At 39.4% G+C, this 15,000-nt stretch carries 14 protein-coding genes, 1 tRNA gene, 2 rRNA genes, 1 other RNA gene and 1 other annotated feature (2 of these 19 running past the window's edge); of the genes, 4 read left to right on the top strand and 14 right to left on the bottom strand.

Going from position 1 to position 15,000, the window contains the following annotated elements; translation table 11 throughout:
* The 5 genes from recR to tadA all read right to left on the bottom strand — a co-directional run.
* On the bottom strand, window positions 1-178 hold the start of the coding sequence (gene recR, locus QUF99_RS03485; RefSeq protein WP_289368671.1) for a recombination protein RecR. Its footprint begins 419 nt before the window's first position; only the first 178 of its 597 coding nucleotides appear in the window; its start codon is at window positions 176-178; its stop codon lies beyond the left edge, outside the window.
* Window positions 179-196: 18 nt separating this feature from the next.
* Window positions 197-523: a YbaB/EbfC family nucleoid-associated protein gene (locus tag QUF99_RS03480; protein WP_289374558.1), complete on the bottom strand. Its 327-nt coding sequence runs from the start codon at window positions 521-523 to the stop codon at window positions 197-199.
* Window positions 524-547: 24 nt separating this feature from the next.
* Window positions 548-2,236, bottom strand: a complete 1,689-nt coding sequence (gene dnaX, locus QUF99_RS03475) for a DNA polymerase III subunit gamma/tau (protein WP_289368670.1) — start codon at window positions 2,234-2,236, stop codon at window positions 548-550.
* A gap of 133 nt (window positions 2,237-2,369) precedes the next feature.
* Window positions 2,370-2,634, bottom strand: an RNA gene (gene ffs / locus QUF99_RS03470) — signal recognition particle sRNA large type.
* A 78-nt stretch (window positions 2,635-2,712) separates the two neighbouring features.
* Complete coding sequence (tadA, locus tag QUF99_RS03465) at window positions 2,713-3,210, bottom strand: tRNA adenosine(34) deaminase TadA (RefSeq protein ID WP_289368668.1); 498 nt, start codon at window positions 3,208-3,210, stop codon at window positions 2,713-2,715.
* Between the two features lie 142 nt (window positions 3,211-3,352).
* Here tadA and QUF99_RS03460 point away from each other — a divergent pair, with 142 nt between their 5' ends.
* The 3 genes from QUF99_RS03460 to QUF99_RS03450 all read left to right on the top strand — a co-directional run bounded on the left by QUF99_RS03460 (window position 3,353) and on the right by QUF99_RS03450 (window position 5,320).
* Window positions 3,353-3,892, top strand: a complete 540-nt coding sequence (locus tag QUF99_RS03460; RefSeq protein ID WP_289368667.1) for a cysteine hydrolase family protein — start codon at window positions 3,353-3,355, stop codon at window positions 3,890-3,892.
* Window positions 3,893-4,013: 121 nt separating this feature from the next.
* Window positions 4,014-4,649 carry a deoxynucleoside kinase gene (locus QUF99_RS03455; protein WP_289368666.1) on the top strand — a complete coding sequence of 212 codons (636 nt, stop codon included), beginning with the start codon at window positions 4,014-4,016 and terminating at the stop codon, window positions 4,647-4,649.
* A gap of 2 nt (window positions 4,650-4,651) precedes the next feature.
* Window positions 4,652-5,320, top strand: a complete 669-nt coding sequence (locus QUF99_RS03450; RefSeq protein ID WP_289368665.1) for a deoxynucleoside kinase — start codon at window positions 4,652-4,654, stop codon at window positions 5,318-5,320.
* Window positions 5,321-5,355: 35 nt separating this feature from the next.
* Here QUF99_RS03450 and QUF99_RS03445 read toward each other — a convergent pair whose 3' ends face one another.
* From QUF99_RS03445 to guaB, 7 genes are all read right to left on the bottom strand, one after another.
* Window positions 5,356-5,739, bottom strand: coding sequence for a sigma factor-like helix-turn-helix DNA-binding protein (locus QUF99_RS03445; RefSeq protein ID WP_289368664.1), 384 nt, complete (start codon window positions 5,737-5,739; stop codon window positions 5,356-5,358).
* 166 nt (window positions 5,740-5,905) lie between these two features.
* Window positions 5,906-5,998, bottom strand: a tRNA-Ser gene (locus QUF99_RS03440).
* A 134-nt stretch (window positions 5,999-6,132) separates the two neighbouring features.
* A complete protein-coding gene (serS, locus tag QUF99_RS03435; protein WP_289368663.1) occupies window positions 6,133-7,407 on the bottom strand; it encodes a serine--tRNA ligase in 1,275 nt (424 codons plus the stop codon).
* 49 nt (window positions 7,408-7,456) lie between these two features.
* Window positions 7,457-7,679: a binding site (T-box leader), on the bottom strand.
* A gap of 54 nt (window positions 7,680-7,733) precedes the next feature.
* Window positions 7,734-8,324, bottom strand: a complete 591-nt coding sequence (pdxT, locus tag QUF99_RS03430; RefSeq protein ID WP_289368662.1) for a pyridoxal 5'-phosphate synthase glutaminase subunit PdxT — start codon at window positions 8,322-8,324, stop codon at window positions 7,734-7,736.
* 17 nt (window positions 8,325-8,341) lie between these two features.
* Window positions 8,342-9,229, bottom strand: coding sequence for a pyridoxal 5'-phosphate synthase lyase subunit PdxS (gene pdxS, locus QUF99_RS03425; protein WP_289368661.1), 888 nt, complete (start codon window positions 9,227-9,229; stop codon window positions 8,342-8,344).
* A 160-nt stretch (window positions 9,230-9,389) separates the two neighbouring features.
* On the bottom strand, window positions 9,390-10,709 hold the full coding sequence (locus QUF99_RS03420; protein WP_289368660.1) for a serine hydrolase: 1,320 nt from the start codon (window positions 10,707-10,709) through the stop codon (window positions 9,390-9,392).
* Window positions 10,710-10,813: 104 nt separating this feature from the next.
* Window positions 10,814-12,277 (bottom strand): IMP dehydrogenase, encoded by a 1,464-nt coding sequence (gene guaB, locus QUF99_RS03415; RefSeq protein WP_289368659.1) that lies wholly within the window; start codon window positions 12,275-12,277, stop codon window positions 10,814-10,816.
* Between the two features lie 115 nt (window positions 12,278-12,392).
* On the opposite strand from guaB, the gene QUF99_RS03410 reads away from it, so the two are divergent.
* A complete protein-coding gene (locus tag QUF99_RS03410) occupies window positions 12,393-13,388 on the top strand; it encodes a YaaC family protein (RefSeq protein ID WP_289368658.1) in 996 nt (331 codons plus the stop codon).
* 42 nt (window positions 13,389-13,430) lie between these two features.
* On the opposite strand, the gene rrf is transcribed toward QUF99_RS03410, so the two are convergent.
* A 5S ribosomal RNA gene (rrf, locus tag QUF99_RS03405) occupies window positions 13,431-13,546 on the bottom strand.
* A gap of 49 nt (window positions 13,547-13,595) precedes the next feature.
* Window positions 13,596-15,000, bottom strand: a 23S ribosomal RNA gene (locus tag QUF99_RS03400); it runs 1,517 nt beyond the window's last position.

The following is a 15,000-nucleotide window of genomic DNA, read 5'->3' as shown; positions in this document are numbered from 1 at the left end:
AAACAGAACAATATGTTAAATTTCGTTTTGCATTTACAAGTGATTTCGCAAAATCTAATACGTCATCTTCTTTCATATCTAATACGAAAAAGGCCAATCGAACAGCTGTTTTTGGACCAATACCTGGTAGCTTCATAAAGCTATCAATAAGCTTTGCAATCGGTTCTGGATAATGCATGTATAAATATCCTCCTACTTAGAACATTCCACCTGGTAAGTTTAGGCCTTTTGTAAATTGTCCCATTGTAGAATTTGACAGTTCTTCCGCTTTCTTAAGTGCGTCATTTGTAGCAGCTAATACAAGGTCTTGTAACATTTCGATATCTTCTGGGTCTACAACTTCTTCTTTAATTTTCACTTCAACAACTTGCTTGTGGCCATTTACGATAACTGTAACCATTCCACCACCAGCTGTACCTTCAATTGCTTTTTCTCCAAGTTCCTCTTGTGCTTTTGCCATTTGCTTTTGCATCTTTTGCATTTGTTTCATCATGTTATTCATATTTCCCATTCCACCACGCATCATAATAATTCCTCCTAAGTATGTTTATTCTTTTATTTCAATGAGTTGTTTCCCTACTAATTTTACAGCCTCTTCTACGAGAGGATCTACTTTTTTTTCTGCAGCATCTTCTGAAGCTCCACCATCATGTTGTAAAAAGTCTTCGCGTATTTTACCCCATTCACTTTTTGGAATTGCAATCATGTGTAACCTTTTATTAAGCAATTCAAAAAGAATTTGTTCTACGGTATCTGTCGCGTCTCGATTTTCACTCGCCATTTTACAATGTATCTCATATTGGAATGCCAGAACATAGGAATCTTCAGAAGCTGCAACCGGCTCACTATTTTCTAACAAAACTGCAAACGCCACTTTATTGTGAGCTTTGAGTCTTCCTAACAACTCACCCCATACACCTTTTAAACGCTCTAATTCCTGGCGCTTCGCCTGTTTTAATACTTCATGCACACGCCCCACAGGAATTTTCATACTTCCTGTACGCACCGGTTTTGGCGCCGCGCGTGTCTCTCTTACTTCTTGTTGCACACCAGCTGGCACTCCGTTTTTCTTTACATGTTCTAATTCTTTTTCCAGTTGTTGCATTCTGTTCATAATCACTTGCAAACGGTCTGCTCCATTTGCATTCAACATGAATTGTTGACAAAGCTGTACCATGACAACTTCTAGGAAAATACGAGGATGATTTGTCCACTTCATTTCCTGTTGACCTTTACTCAGTGTATGAATAATTTCATAGATGATCTCCGATTTCATTTCTTCACTTAACATACGGAACTGATCATCTACGACTACCCGCTCTAACATATGTTCTAATTGTGGTGAGGTTTGATATAAGAGCATATCACGATAATAATAAATGAAATCTTCCATAAAACGCATTGGATCTTTTCCTTTACTCATCATCTCATCAATGATGCGCAATGCTCTCGATACATCATTTTCACGTATACATTCTACAAGATTCCCTAAATATTGCTGAGAAACAGAACCCGTTACCGCCAAAACATCCTCGACTGTAACTGTTTCATCACTATAAGAAATCGCTTGATCAATGAGGCTTAAAGCATCACGCATACCACCTTCAGCAGCACGGGCAACAATTTGTAGCGCTTCCTCTTCCACCTTTGTACCTTCATTTGTAACAACAGTTGCTAATCGCTCTACGATGTCATGTACTGATATTTTCCGAAACTCAAAGCGCTGACAACGTGAAATGATAGTAGGTGGGATTTTATGTGGTTCTGTTGTTGCTAAAATAAAGATAACATGTTGTGGTGGTTCTTCTAACGTTTTTAAAAGCGCATTAAAAGCACCCATAGAGAGCATGTGGACTTCATCAATAATATATACTTTATATCCGACTGCACTTGGGGCATATTTCACTTTATCTCTTATATCTCGAATTTCATCTACACCGTTATTTGAAGCCGCATCAATTTCTAATACATCTGAAATAGATCCTTTCGTAATGCCTAAACAAGCAGGACATTCGTTACAAGGTTCAGCTGTTGGTGCATGCTCACAGTTAATCGCTTTCGCAAACACTTTTGCAATTGTCGTTTTCCCTGTTCCCCTTGGACCAGAAAACAAGTAGGCATGCGACGCTTTCTCCTGAAGAAGGGCATTTTGCAACGTTTTTGTTACGTGCTTTTGACCGACTACATCTTCAAATTTTTGCGGCCTCCATGTTCGGTATAACGCTTGGTATGACACGAAAACACGGCCTCCCTCAAAGGTTATTATCTCGTTTATTATAACCCATTCTGTTTATAGATTCCAAAAGTTATTTTCTATACAAAAAACCCACCTTCATCATGTAGGTGAGTTTTGTATACATATATAACTGCCGTGCACCTTCTGTCGATTACGTACCATAAGCGTTACTTAAGCAGTTAACTCGGTTCAGGCACTCCTGCGGCACACGAGAAAACCCGCTTATTGCTGCTTCCTTCCGGACCTGACAAGGTTCACGGGGTCCCGTTGCGCAGGACCCGAACGTCAACGCCACTTACTTAAGGCAGGCCTTACAGTAACATAACCTCGAGAAGGGTTTCGGCCTCGCTAGAGCGGATTGCGAGTACAGGGCACCGCTACCTCCCCGCTTAGCACGGCAAAGTTAAAACCAATATTAGGTTGTCTTTATCAAGACATTATCAGTATAACTTGTTTTATTATAAATTGCAAACATGTTAACAGTCGGTATTTTTATCCAGTTTTTCCTTTTTCTCTTTTCTCTTTTTACGAAGTTCTCTAAAAAAGTTTGTTAACAATATACCACATTCTTCTTCCATTACACCTGGTACAACTTCGCATTGATGGTTAAAACGTTCATCTGTTAAAAGATTCATTAATGTACCTGCGCATCCACCCTTGGGATCACTGGCACCATATACCACTCGCTTTACACGAGATAGTACAATTCCACCCGCACACATCGGACACGGTTCTAACGTCACGTATAACGTAGCATTTTCTAAGCGCCATGTTCCTAACTTTTTGCAAGCTTCATCTATTGCCAATAACTCCGCATGTGCAACAGATCGCTGCTGCGTTTCCCTTAAGTTATGAGCAAAACTAATTACTTCCCCATCTAATACAACGACAGCTCCAATCGGGACTTCTTGTATTGCTTCGGCTTTTTTCGCTTCTTCTATTGCAAGCTTCATAAAATAAATATCTTGTTCCATGACAAAATCCTCTCATTACAAATAAAGTGTGGTGGTTCTTCACCCTTATTAATGGTTAGTACGACCAATTCGACTCTTGCAGGTAGCGGGATAACTTTCACACATTCAATCCAATCTAAAGAGAAAGGAAAGGAGATTACATATGAAAAATACTGCACTGTTAATTATTGATATGATTAATGACTTTCAATTCTCACATGGATCGATTCTCGCACAGAAATGCCAAACGATTATCGAACCCATCCTGAAAATGAAACAAACAATGAAAACGTTAGGTTATCCTGTTATTTATATCAATGATCACTATTATCTATGGCGAGCTGATATTGATCAGCTCATTACCCATTGTACAAATGATTATAGCAAAAATATTATACAAGCTATTGCTCCAGAAACAGATGACTATGTTTTTATTAAACCACATTATTCTGCTTTTTATGAAACCCCTCTAAACTCTTTATTAGGGCATTTAAAAATTGAAAAACTCATCATAACAGGAATAGCTGGAAATATATGCATTTTATTCACAGCGAATGACGCTCATATGAGGAACTATACATTATATGTACCCCAAAATTGCACTGTCTCTAATTCCGATCAAGATAACCAACATGCTTTAAAAATAATGGAGGCTACATTAAAAGCAAATATTATGCCTTCCTTTCAATTAAAACTTGAATAGCATACGTCGATTTTCTAACTTTTTATAACAAATTAGTCCGCTCACTTCCCTCTTATGCTACAATAATTCTGTTTTGTGCTTTTTATTTACGGCAAATTATGAATCGAAAGGAGGAAACAGCGTGACCAGAGTACCATTTATCACGGTTGAAGGACCAATCGGTGTCGGAAAAACTTCGTTAGCGAAGGCGATTTCGACTCACATGCAACTCCACCTATTAAAAGAGATTGTTGATGAAAATCCTTTCTTAGGAAAATTTTATGAAGATATTGAAGAATGGAGTTTTCAAACAGAAATGTTCTTCCTTTGCAATCGCTACAAGCAATTAGAAGACATTAATATAAAGTATTTGAAACACAGCAAGCCCGTGGTAGCAGACTATCATATATTTAAAAATTTAATTTTCGCATCTCGTACATTGAAGGACACACAATATGACAAGTACATGCAGGTTTATCGCATTCTTACGCAAGATATGCCTGTACCAAATGTAATTGTATATATAACAGCGAGTTTAGAAACATTACAAAAACGAATTGCGATGCGCGGACGAGAATTCGAAAAAAATATGGATCCAAATTACTTACTACAACTTATTGAAGATTATGAAACGGCAATGGACGCTTTCAAAAGGGATCATCCTGATATCCCAGTGTTAAGATTCAATGGAGATAACATGGATTTCGTGAAAAACAATGATGATTTGCATACAATCTTATCTGCCCTTCAAAATACACTCTTAAAGGAGACAAAATAGCAATGAATTTAAGGCAAAAGTACGATATACCAAATGATGCAGTAATTACCATTGCCGGTACAGTTGGTGTTGGTAAATCAACAATGACAAATGCACTTGCCAACGCCCTAGGTTACCGTACATCATTTGAAAAAGTAGATTCAAATCCTTATTTAGATAAGTTTTATGCTGATTTCACACGTTGGAGCTTCCATCTACAAATTTACTTTTTAGCAGAACGCTTTAAAGAACAAAAAAGAATTTTTGAATACGGTGGCGGCTTTATTCAAGACCGCTCTATCTATGAGGATACTGGTATTTTCGCAAAAATGCATCACGAAAAAGGAACGATGACAGAAACGGATTACGAAACCTATAAAGGTCTATTCAATGCAATGGTCATGACACCTTACTTCCCACACCCAGACTTACTTATTTATTTAGAAGGTTCTTTTGACGATATTGTAGATCGTATTCAAGAGCGTGGTCGTCCAATGGAACAACAAACACCGATTGAATATTGGGAAGAAATGCATGGACGTTACGAAAATTGGATTAATAACTTTAACTCATGCCCCGTACTACGATTGAATATTAATGAGTACGATATTTTAAAAAATGAAAATTCTATCGAACCAATTGTAAAGAAAATAGGGAACTCTCTACAACAAACACGTAAACTTGTAAAATAAAAAACCCGTGCGGATGCACGGGTTTTCCTATTAACTTACTTTTTCTTTTTTGTTGGAGCAATAATTTCACTCTCTGGTTTGCCTGCATGAATACGCTGACGAACAGTACTTGTACTAATGTCATATGCTTCAGCAATTTCTTTAACGGTCATTTCTTTCCCATTAATTACTGCTGTTAGTACTTTGCCTGTACGTTTTGGAGCTGCTTCTTTCTTCTCCACTTTTTTCGGCGCCTCTACTTTTTTCATTTCTTGTTTCACGTTGCAAATACAACCGCAAAGCTTACGAAATGTCTCGTCACTTATAGTGCGAGATACGTTTGCAGCACTGTTCAAAATTCTATTTTTCTTACAAACTGGGCATTGTACATAGTATAAAGTTTTTCCGTCAAGCGGAAACGTTTGTATAATAATATCCATGGTGACCCCTTTCATATCTATGAAGATAATCATCGGAATATGAGTGTTTCATAAGGCATCAACAGCCTTACATCATACTTTCTGATTGGTTTTAAAATAAAAACTCGTTACGTGTTGGTAACGAGTTCTCCAATCTCCACTTATATGCGCTGTTGTCAATTATATCTGGAGGAGGAAGAGGGATTCGAACCCCCGCACGGCTCTCGCCGCCTGTCGGTTTTCAAGACCGATCCCTTCAGCCAGACTTGGGTATTCCTCCATATTGACATCAAATATAATATCAAAAGAAAAACAGTTAGTCAACCCCACTATAATAAATTGTAGGAAAAGGAAAGAACATCCTTTTCCTATAGTTATTTTACTGACAACACTCATACCGATGAAAATTTCAATTTATTTAATAACTGTTTTCCCTCCCATATAAGGGCGAAGAACTTCTGGAATTATAATTGTACCATCTTCTTGTTGGTAGTTTTCTAAAATTGCTGCAACTGTACGTCCAATTGCAAGTCCAGATCCATTTAATGTATGAACATGTTCCGGTTTTGCATTTGTATCGCGGCGGAAACGAATGTTTGCACGTCTTGCTTGGAACGCTTCAAAGTTACTACAAGAAGAGATTTCACGATATGTACCGTAGCTCGGAATCCATACTTCGATGTCGTATTTCTTCGCTGCTGTAAATCCTAAATCTCCTGTGCACATGCTCATAACACGATACGGTAGACCTAATAATTGTAACACGCGTTCCGCATCATTTGTTAACTTTTCTAATTCTTCATAAGAATCTTCTGGTTTTACAAACTTCACAAGTTCTACTTTATTAAATTGATGCTGACGAATTAAACCACGTGTATCACGACCGGCAGATCCTGCTTCAGAACGGAAACATGCGCTAAATGCTGCATAGCGAATTGGTAACTGCTCTCCGTTTAAAATTTCATCACGGTGCATATTTGTTACAGGTACTTCGGCTGTAGGAATTAGGAAGTAATCTTCGCTTTCAATACGAAACGCATCTTCTTCAAACTTTGGAAGTTGTCCTGTTCCTGTCATGCTTGCACGGTTTACCATATAAGGAGGTAAAACTTCTTCATAACCGTGCTCGTCTGTGTGAAGGTCAAGCATGAAGCTAATTAAAGCGCGCTCTAATCTTGCACCTGCACCTTTATAAAATACAAAACGACTTCCTGTTACTTTAGCTGCACGTTCAAAGTCTAAAATCCCCAAATCAGTAGCAAGGTCCCAATGGGGTTTTGGTTCAAAATCAAATTCTTTCACTTCTCCCCAAGTGCGCGCCTGTACATTATCATCCTCTGTTTCCCCAATTGGTGCAGATTCATGAGGAATATTTGGAATAGAAAGCATTAATCGTTCTAAATCTTCTTCTACTACGCGAAGCTCATTATCAAGATCCTTTATTTTCTCTCCTACTTCTCGCATCTCTACAATTAGCGCGTCTGCGTCTTTCTTTTCACGTTTTAATACAGAAATTTGTTGAGACACTTCATTACGCTTACTTTTTAACTCTTCTGTTTGCACAAGAAGCTCTCTTCTTTTTGTATCTAGTTCTTCAAAGCGACCAAAATCAGTTAAATCTTCGCCTCTATGCTGTAATTTTGCTTTTACTTCTTCAAAGTTTGTACGTAAAAATTTAATATCAAGCATCATGTATTCCTCCTTTTTATTTATAAAAACAAAAAACTCCCGTCCCTGTAAAAGGGACGGAAGTTAAACCGCGTTGCCACCCTAGTTGAAAGCAATATCGCCTTCCTCTCAAGTAGAAATAACGACTCTTCACCGGAAATGTTTACTAGTCTTAAATGACATTCCACATTTCATTCCAGGATGGATTCACAAATTGCTTCTATCGGTTTTCACCAACCACCGACTCTCTATAAGAAACAAAATTTGTTACTACTTCCTATCAACACGTTTATCTTATAAAATTGTTATCATCAATTTACTATAATCTTTCACAAGTTGCAAGTTACTTATACAACTTTTTTCATTTTCGCTTCTTTCACCATCTGTACAAAATACGCTGTAACGCGATGATCATCCGTTAGCTCTGGATGGAACGAAGCAGCTAAAAATGGACCTTGCTTTACTGCTACCATTCGATCATCATGTGTAGAAAGAACCTCAACATTGTCTGCTACGTTCACCACATATGGCGCACGAATAAATACACCAACAAAGTCTTCCCCTACACCTTTTATCGAAAGAGCAACTTCAAAGCTATCCTTTTGGCGACCAAATGCATTGCGCTCAACTGTAATATCCATGGCACCAATATGAGATTCCTCATAACCTACAAGGTTTTTTGCAAGTAAAATCATACCTGCACACGTACCAAACATCGGTTTACCCGATTTGGCAAACTTGCGAAGCGGTTCCATAAACCCATATTTATCAATTAGGCGGCGCATTGTTGTACTTTCACCACCCGGCAAAATAAGTCCGTCAATTTCTTCAAGTTGTTCCACACGTTTCACAATAACAGCTTCTGCACCACTTGCTTCAACTGCCTTCACATGTTCACGTACAGCTCCTTGAAGACCTAATACACCAACTATAGCCATGTTAAAATCTCCTTTAATTACCAACCGCGCTCTTGCATGCGTTGTTCTGGTAATAATGTTGAAATTTCGACACCTTTCATTGCAGTGCCTAATCCTTTAGAAAGGCTTGCAATTAATTCATAGTCTTCGTAATGTGTTGTCGCTTCAACAATCGCACGTGCAAATTTTTCTGGGTTTTCTGATTTGAAAATACCAGATCCTACGAATACACCATCTGCACCAAGTTGCATCATTAATGCAGCATCTGCTGGCGTTGCAACACCACCTGCTGCAAAGTTTACAACTGGTAAACGACCAAGACGTTTAATTTCAAGTAATACTTCATAAGGAGCCCCAGTGTTTTTTGCATATGTCATTAATTCATCTTCACGTAGATTTGCAACTTGACGAATTTCTGCGTTTACTTGACGCATATGACGTACAGCCTCTACAATGTTTCCTGTTCCAGGCTCACCTTTTGTACGAAGCATGGATGCACCTTCTGCAATACGACGTGCCGCTTCCCCAATATCACGACATCCACATACGAACGGAACAGTGTAGTCACGTTTATTTAAATGATACACTTCATCAGCTGGAGTTAATACTTCACTCTCATCAATGTAGTCTACCCCTAATGATTCTAGTACACGCGCTTCTACAAGATGCCCAATACGACATTTTGCCATAACTGGAATCGATACGGCGCCCATTACATCTTCTACAATTGTTGGATCCGCCATGCGCGCAACGCCACCTGCCGCACGAATATCTGCAGGAACACGTTCTAATGCCATAACAGCAACTGCACCTGCTTCTTCCGCAATTTTAGCTTGTTCAGCGTTAACTACGTCCATGATGACGCCGCCTTTTTGCATTTCTGCCATTCCGCGTTTTACACGCTCTGTTCCTGTTACATTTGCCATGTACAAAAACCCCCCTAGGTGAATTGCTTTTCCCCATTAACGGCGAAAATTAAGAATACTCTTACATTCTACCATTAACTATTAGAGGCTTGTCTACTATTTTTTGATAAAGTCAGTGTGAAAAATAGGAAATAAAAAAAGCTCCTACAATGAGGAGCTTTTAAAACCAACCTTTTACTGTGTCAACAGCACTGTTCCAAATGCCGCCAAAGAAAGAACCGATTCCACGCATAGAAAGAGTAAACCAGTTAGCTTTTTCTACTTCTGCTTTTGTTACAAGATCTACTTGTAAGGATTTACCTGTTAAGAAGCCAGCATCATTACCCTCTTTAGCTGATATAACCATTTGACCAATTGTTGTACCCTTTTTAATTGGTGCTTCTTGTCTTTCTTTCATTGCTTTAAACTCTGTTTTATAAACGTCTTTACTTCCTTTTGGCATTGGAAGTACGATAGCTTGTTTCGTTTGCAATGCTATATCCGTATCTTTTGCTTTCTCTACTTGTACAGTCTCATGTCCTTTTACGGCTGAACCTTTTGGATATACCTTTTTCGCTTCAAAGTTTGTAAAACCGTAATCAAATAGTTTCTTTGTTTCTGCAAAGCGTGCTGTATGAGAGTTTGTTTTAATAACAACAGAAATTAAACGCATACCATTTCTTTCCGCTGTACCTGTAAAGCAATCCCCAGCCTCTGGAGTAGATCCTGTTTTCAGACCATCTACACCTTCATACTGCATGATTAATCCTTTTAACATCCAGTTCCAGTTATCCATCTTAATCGGATATTTTCCACCCTCTTGGAATGTCTTTTTCGGAATTCCAGCTGTTTCTAATACTTTTGGAAAATCTTGAATAAGACGTTGTGCCAAGATTGCACAATCTCTTGCAGACATTTTATTTTCTTCATCCGGTGTTGTCCCTTCCGGATGTTTACCTTTTAGATCCTTGTTTGTTAACCCTGTAGAGTTTACGAATTTATAATTTTTCAATCCAAGCTCTTTTGCTTTATCATTCATCATTTTTACAAAATCTGCTTCCGTTCCTGCAACAGCTTCAGCTAAAGCGATTGTTGCACCATTTGCAGAATAAATGCCCATAGCTTCATATAGCTCTTTCACTGTATAAGATCCGCCATTTTCTAGAGGAACGTTGGATAATGAGCGATCTTGTGAAATCGTGTGCGCATAGTCAGAAACCTTTACCTTTTGATCCCACTTCAGTTTTCCTTTGTCTACTGCTTCATGAACTAAGTACTCACTCATCATTTTTGTCATACTAGCAATCGCTAATAATTCATCTGCATTTTTTTGATATAAAATTTTTCCAGAATTTGCTTCCACTAAAATTGCTGCACCTGCTTCAATATTCAAAGCAGGGCCTGTTTCTGCCGATGCACTGCTGTATGTAACAAACATGCTACAAAATAGCGTAAGCACGGTTACCATTACGATAAATCGCTTGCAAAACATACCTTTCACTGTTGTTACCTCCAATATCTTTGTATTCACATAACCGTTATTTTAACATAATCAAAAAAAAATAGACAGAGATACTAGATCTCTGTCTATTTACATATAAGACATTATAAAGAGTAATTTGGAGATTCTTTTGTAATTTGTACATCATGTGGATGACTTTCGCGTAAGCCAGCACCTGACATGCGAATAAATTGTGCATTCTCACGTAAGAACTCTAAATCTTGTGCTCCGCAATATCCCATACCTGCACGTAAGCCCCCAACTAATTGGTGAACTGTATCAGCTAAAGGCCCTTTAAATGGTACTCGTCCCTCAATTCCTTCTGGAACAAGTTTTTTGTTGCCTTCTTGGAAGTAACGATCTTTACTTCCTTTTTCCATTGCTCCAACAGAACCCATACCGCGGTATACCTTAAATTGACGTCCTTGGTAAATTTCAGTTTCTCCTGGGCTCTCTGCTACACCTGCAAAGATACTTCCAAGCATAACAACGTGTGCACCTGCTGCTAACGCTTTTACCATATCTCCAGAGTATTTAATACCGCCATCAGCAATCACTGGAATACCGTGCTTACGAGCTTCTGTTGCACAATCATATACTGCTGTTAATTGTGGGACACCAACACCTGCCACAACGCGTGTTGTACAAATAGAGCCAGGTCCAATACCAACTTTAATAATATTTGCACCTGCTTCGATTAATGCGCGTGTCGCTTCAGCTGTGGCAACATTACCTGCAATAATATTCAATGATGGATATTTCGCACGAACTTCTTTTACTTTTTCAATAACACCATGAGAATGTCCATGAGCTGTATCAAGAACAATTACGTCAACATTTGCTTTCACTAATGCATCGATACGAAGCATTGCGTCTGCTGTTACACCAACTGCCGCTCCAACAAGCAAACGACCTTGTGTATCTTTTGCAGAGTTCGGAAACTCAATTACTTTTTCGATATCTTTAATTGTGATAAGCCCTTGTAATACACCGTGATTATCAACAAGAGGGAGTTTTTCAATTTTATATTTCTGTAGGATCTTTTCAGCATCTTCTAGTGTTGTGCCAACTGGAGCTGTAATTAATTGCTCTTTTGTCATCACATCGGAAATTTTAATAGAGTAGTCTTGAATGAAACGCATATCACGGTTTGTAATAATACCAACCAATTTTTGCTCATCTAGGTTATTTACAATTGGTACACCTGAAATACGATATTTTCCCATAAGATGTTCTGCATCATATACTTGATGTTCTGGAGTTAAAAAGAAAGGATCTGTAATAACACCGCTCTCAGAGCGTTTTACTTTATCAACCTGCTCAGCCTGTTGCTCAATAGACATATTCTTATGAACAATTCCTAAGCCGCCCTGACGCGCCATAGCAATCGCCATATCAGCTTCTGTTACTGTATCCATACCTGCACTAATTAAAGGAATGTTTAACTGTAAGCTTTCAGATAGAACAGTCTTTACACTTACTTCTCTTGGCAATATATCTGACTTCGCTGGTACAAGTAATACATCATCGAATGTCAAACCTTCTTTAACAAATTTAGATTCCCACATAATTTTTCCCCCTATGATACCAGAAATTATTATTAGTAGCTTAACAATTGGTTAAAATACTGTCAAGAAAGTACATATATGTTTGAATTTTTAGATAATAAAAGGAGCGTATTATATGCACCATACATCTCATACTTGGCAACAATTAAGTTTCTTTTTTTCATCCCAACATGTACAACGTTATCTTGTCCACTGCTATGAAAAATTACCTATTGAAAACGCTGAAAAGAAAAGCTTCGAAAATTGTTATCCCTTTATTTATTATTTGGAACATGGGAAAAGTTATTATGAATTATGTAAAACTGCCCCATTCTCCATTCAACCTATGTTGCAGTTTTATGGCATGAGCCAGCTCTTAAAGGCTTGCTTATTAACCGTCGATCCGAATTATCCAGAATCAACGACAGTCTTAGCACACGGCGTAACAACACGTAAGCGAAAGAAACAAGGATATCAATTTTTAGAAGATGAGGTGAAAATACAAAAAAATGGGTTATTTACTCATGTGGCGGAACGAATGTTTCACATGAAACATTTGGAAACCGAAAAATTTACAATGCTAGAACTAACGGAAAAAATTGCTGAATTAAAAAACCTGTTTCAGTACAGTCAAAAAAAACAAATGCTGTACAAAGTCGATAAAATAAACGAACATCATATTTCATTTCCTCCTGCTATACTAGATCGTTTACATATGACGAAAGAACGTTTCATTCGTCATATAGAGACAACATGTAAGCATCTTTTTATTCACTACACGCCAAATGAATTAAATAAATCTTCCTTAGTGTTTTCGACCCCTATTGAAACATGGAATCCATTATATAGCACACCTTTTTCTTATGATTGTCATACACATACCTACTATTTATCGACAACTCATGATGTCCGTAATCCTAAAGCACTTTTACCGGAACTACTTACACATTATTTACTACTCTACAATTTGAGTATGATTTCTCGCTATGAAACAGATTGGTGGTACGACTTATTGGGAAGCTACGCTTCTGAAGATTACCCGTTTATTTATCAATTTTTAGCTGTCTCTGCACAAAAAATACCTTATTATATTTCGTTGTTTTTACTTACTCAACAATCCGCCATTTCTTAGGAAATACAAAAAAGACGAGTCATTATGACTCGTCTAAAGATTGCTTGGCGACGTCCTACTCTCACAGGGACAAGGTCCCAACTACCATCGGCGCTAGAGAGCTTAACTTCCGTGTTCGGTATGGGAACGGGTGTGACCTCTCTGCCATCATCACCAAACTATGAAGGATGTTCCTTCAAAACTAGATAACATAAGCATTCATATTATATGGTTAAGTCCTCGATCTATTAGTATTCGTCAGCTCCACATGTCACCATGCTTCCACCTCGAACCTATCAACCTGATCATCTTTCAGGGATCTTACTAGCTTACGCTATGGGAAATCTCATCTTGAGGGGGGCTTCATGCTTAGATGCTTTCAGCACTTATCCCTTCCGCACATAGCTACCCAGCTATGCCCTTGGCAGAACAACTGGTACACCAGCGGTGCGTCCATCCCGGTCCTCTCGTACTAAGGACAGCTCCTCTCAAATTTCCTGCGCCCACGACGGATAGGGACCGAACTGTCTCACGACGTTCTGAACCCAGCTCGCGTACCGCTTTAATGGGCGAACAGCCCAACCCTTGGGACCGACTACAGCCCCAGGATGCGATGAGCCGACATCGAGGTGCCAAACCTCCCCGTCGATGTGGACTCTTGGGGGAGATAAGCCTGTTATCCCCGGGGTAGCTTTTATCCGTTGAGCGATGGCCCTTCCATGCGGAACCACCGGATCACTAAGCCCGACTTTCGTCCCTGCTCGACTTGTAGGTCTCGCAGTCAAGCTCCCTTATGCCTTTGCACTCTACGAATGATTTCCAACCATTCTGAGGGAACCTTTGGGCGCCTCCGTTACACTTTAGGAGGCGACCGCCCCAGTCAAACTGCCCACCTGACACTGTCTCCCGGGTCGATGAGACCCGTAGGTTAGAATTTCAATACAGTCAGGGCGGTATCCCACCAGCGCCTCCACCGAAGCTAGCGCTCCGGTTTCAATGGCTCCCGCCTATCCTGTACAAACTGTACCAAAATTCAATATCAGGCTACAGTAAAGCTCCACGGGGTCTTTCCGTCCTGTCGCGGGTAACCTGCATCTTCACAGGTACTATAATTTCACCGAGTCTCTGGTTGAGACAGTGCCCAAATCGTTACACCTTTCGTGCGGGTCGGAACTTACCCGACAAGGAATTTCGCTACCTTAGGACCGTTATAGTTACGGCCGCCGTTTACTGGGGCTTCAGTTCAGAGCTTCGCTTGCGCTAACCCCTCTCCTTAACCTTCCAGCACCGGGCAGGTGTCAGCCCCTATACTTCGCCTTACGGCTTCGCAGAGACCTGTGTTTTTGCTAAACAGTCGCTTGGGCCTATTCACTGCGGCTTTCCGTTAAGAAAGCACCCCTTCTCCCGAAGTTACGGGGTCATTTTGCCGAGTTCCTTAACCAGAGTTCTCTCGCACACCTTAGGATTCTCTCCTCGCCTACCTGTGTCGGTTTGCGGTACAGGCACCTTTTATCTCGCTAGAAGCTTTTCTTGGCAGCGGGGAATCAAAGACTTCGCTCCATAAGGAGCTTCCCCATCACAGCTCAGCCTTCACGATAAGCGGATTTGCCTACTTATCAGCCTAACTGCTTGG

It is taken from the genome of Bacillus sp. DX4.1 (genome assembly GCF_030348195.1).
In the GTDB taxonomy this organism is placed as follows: domain Bacteria; phylum Bacillota; class Bacilli; order Bacillales; family Bacillaceae_G; genus Bacillus_A.
The sequence above is the reverse complement of the archived record's forward strand: the minus strand, read 5'-3'. Positions and strand labels throughout refer to the sequence as shown.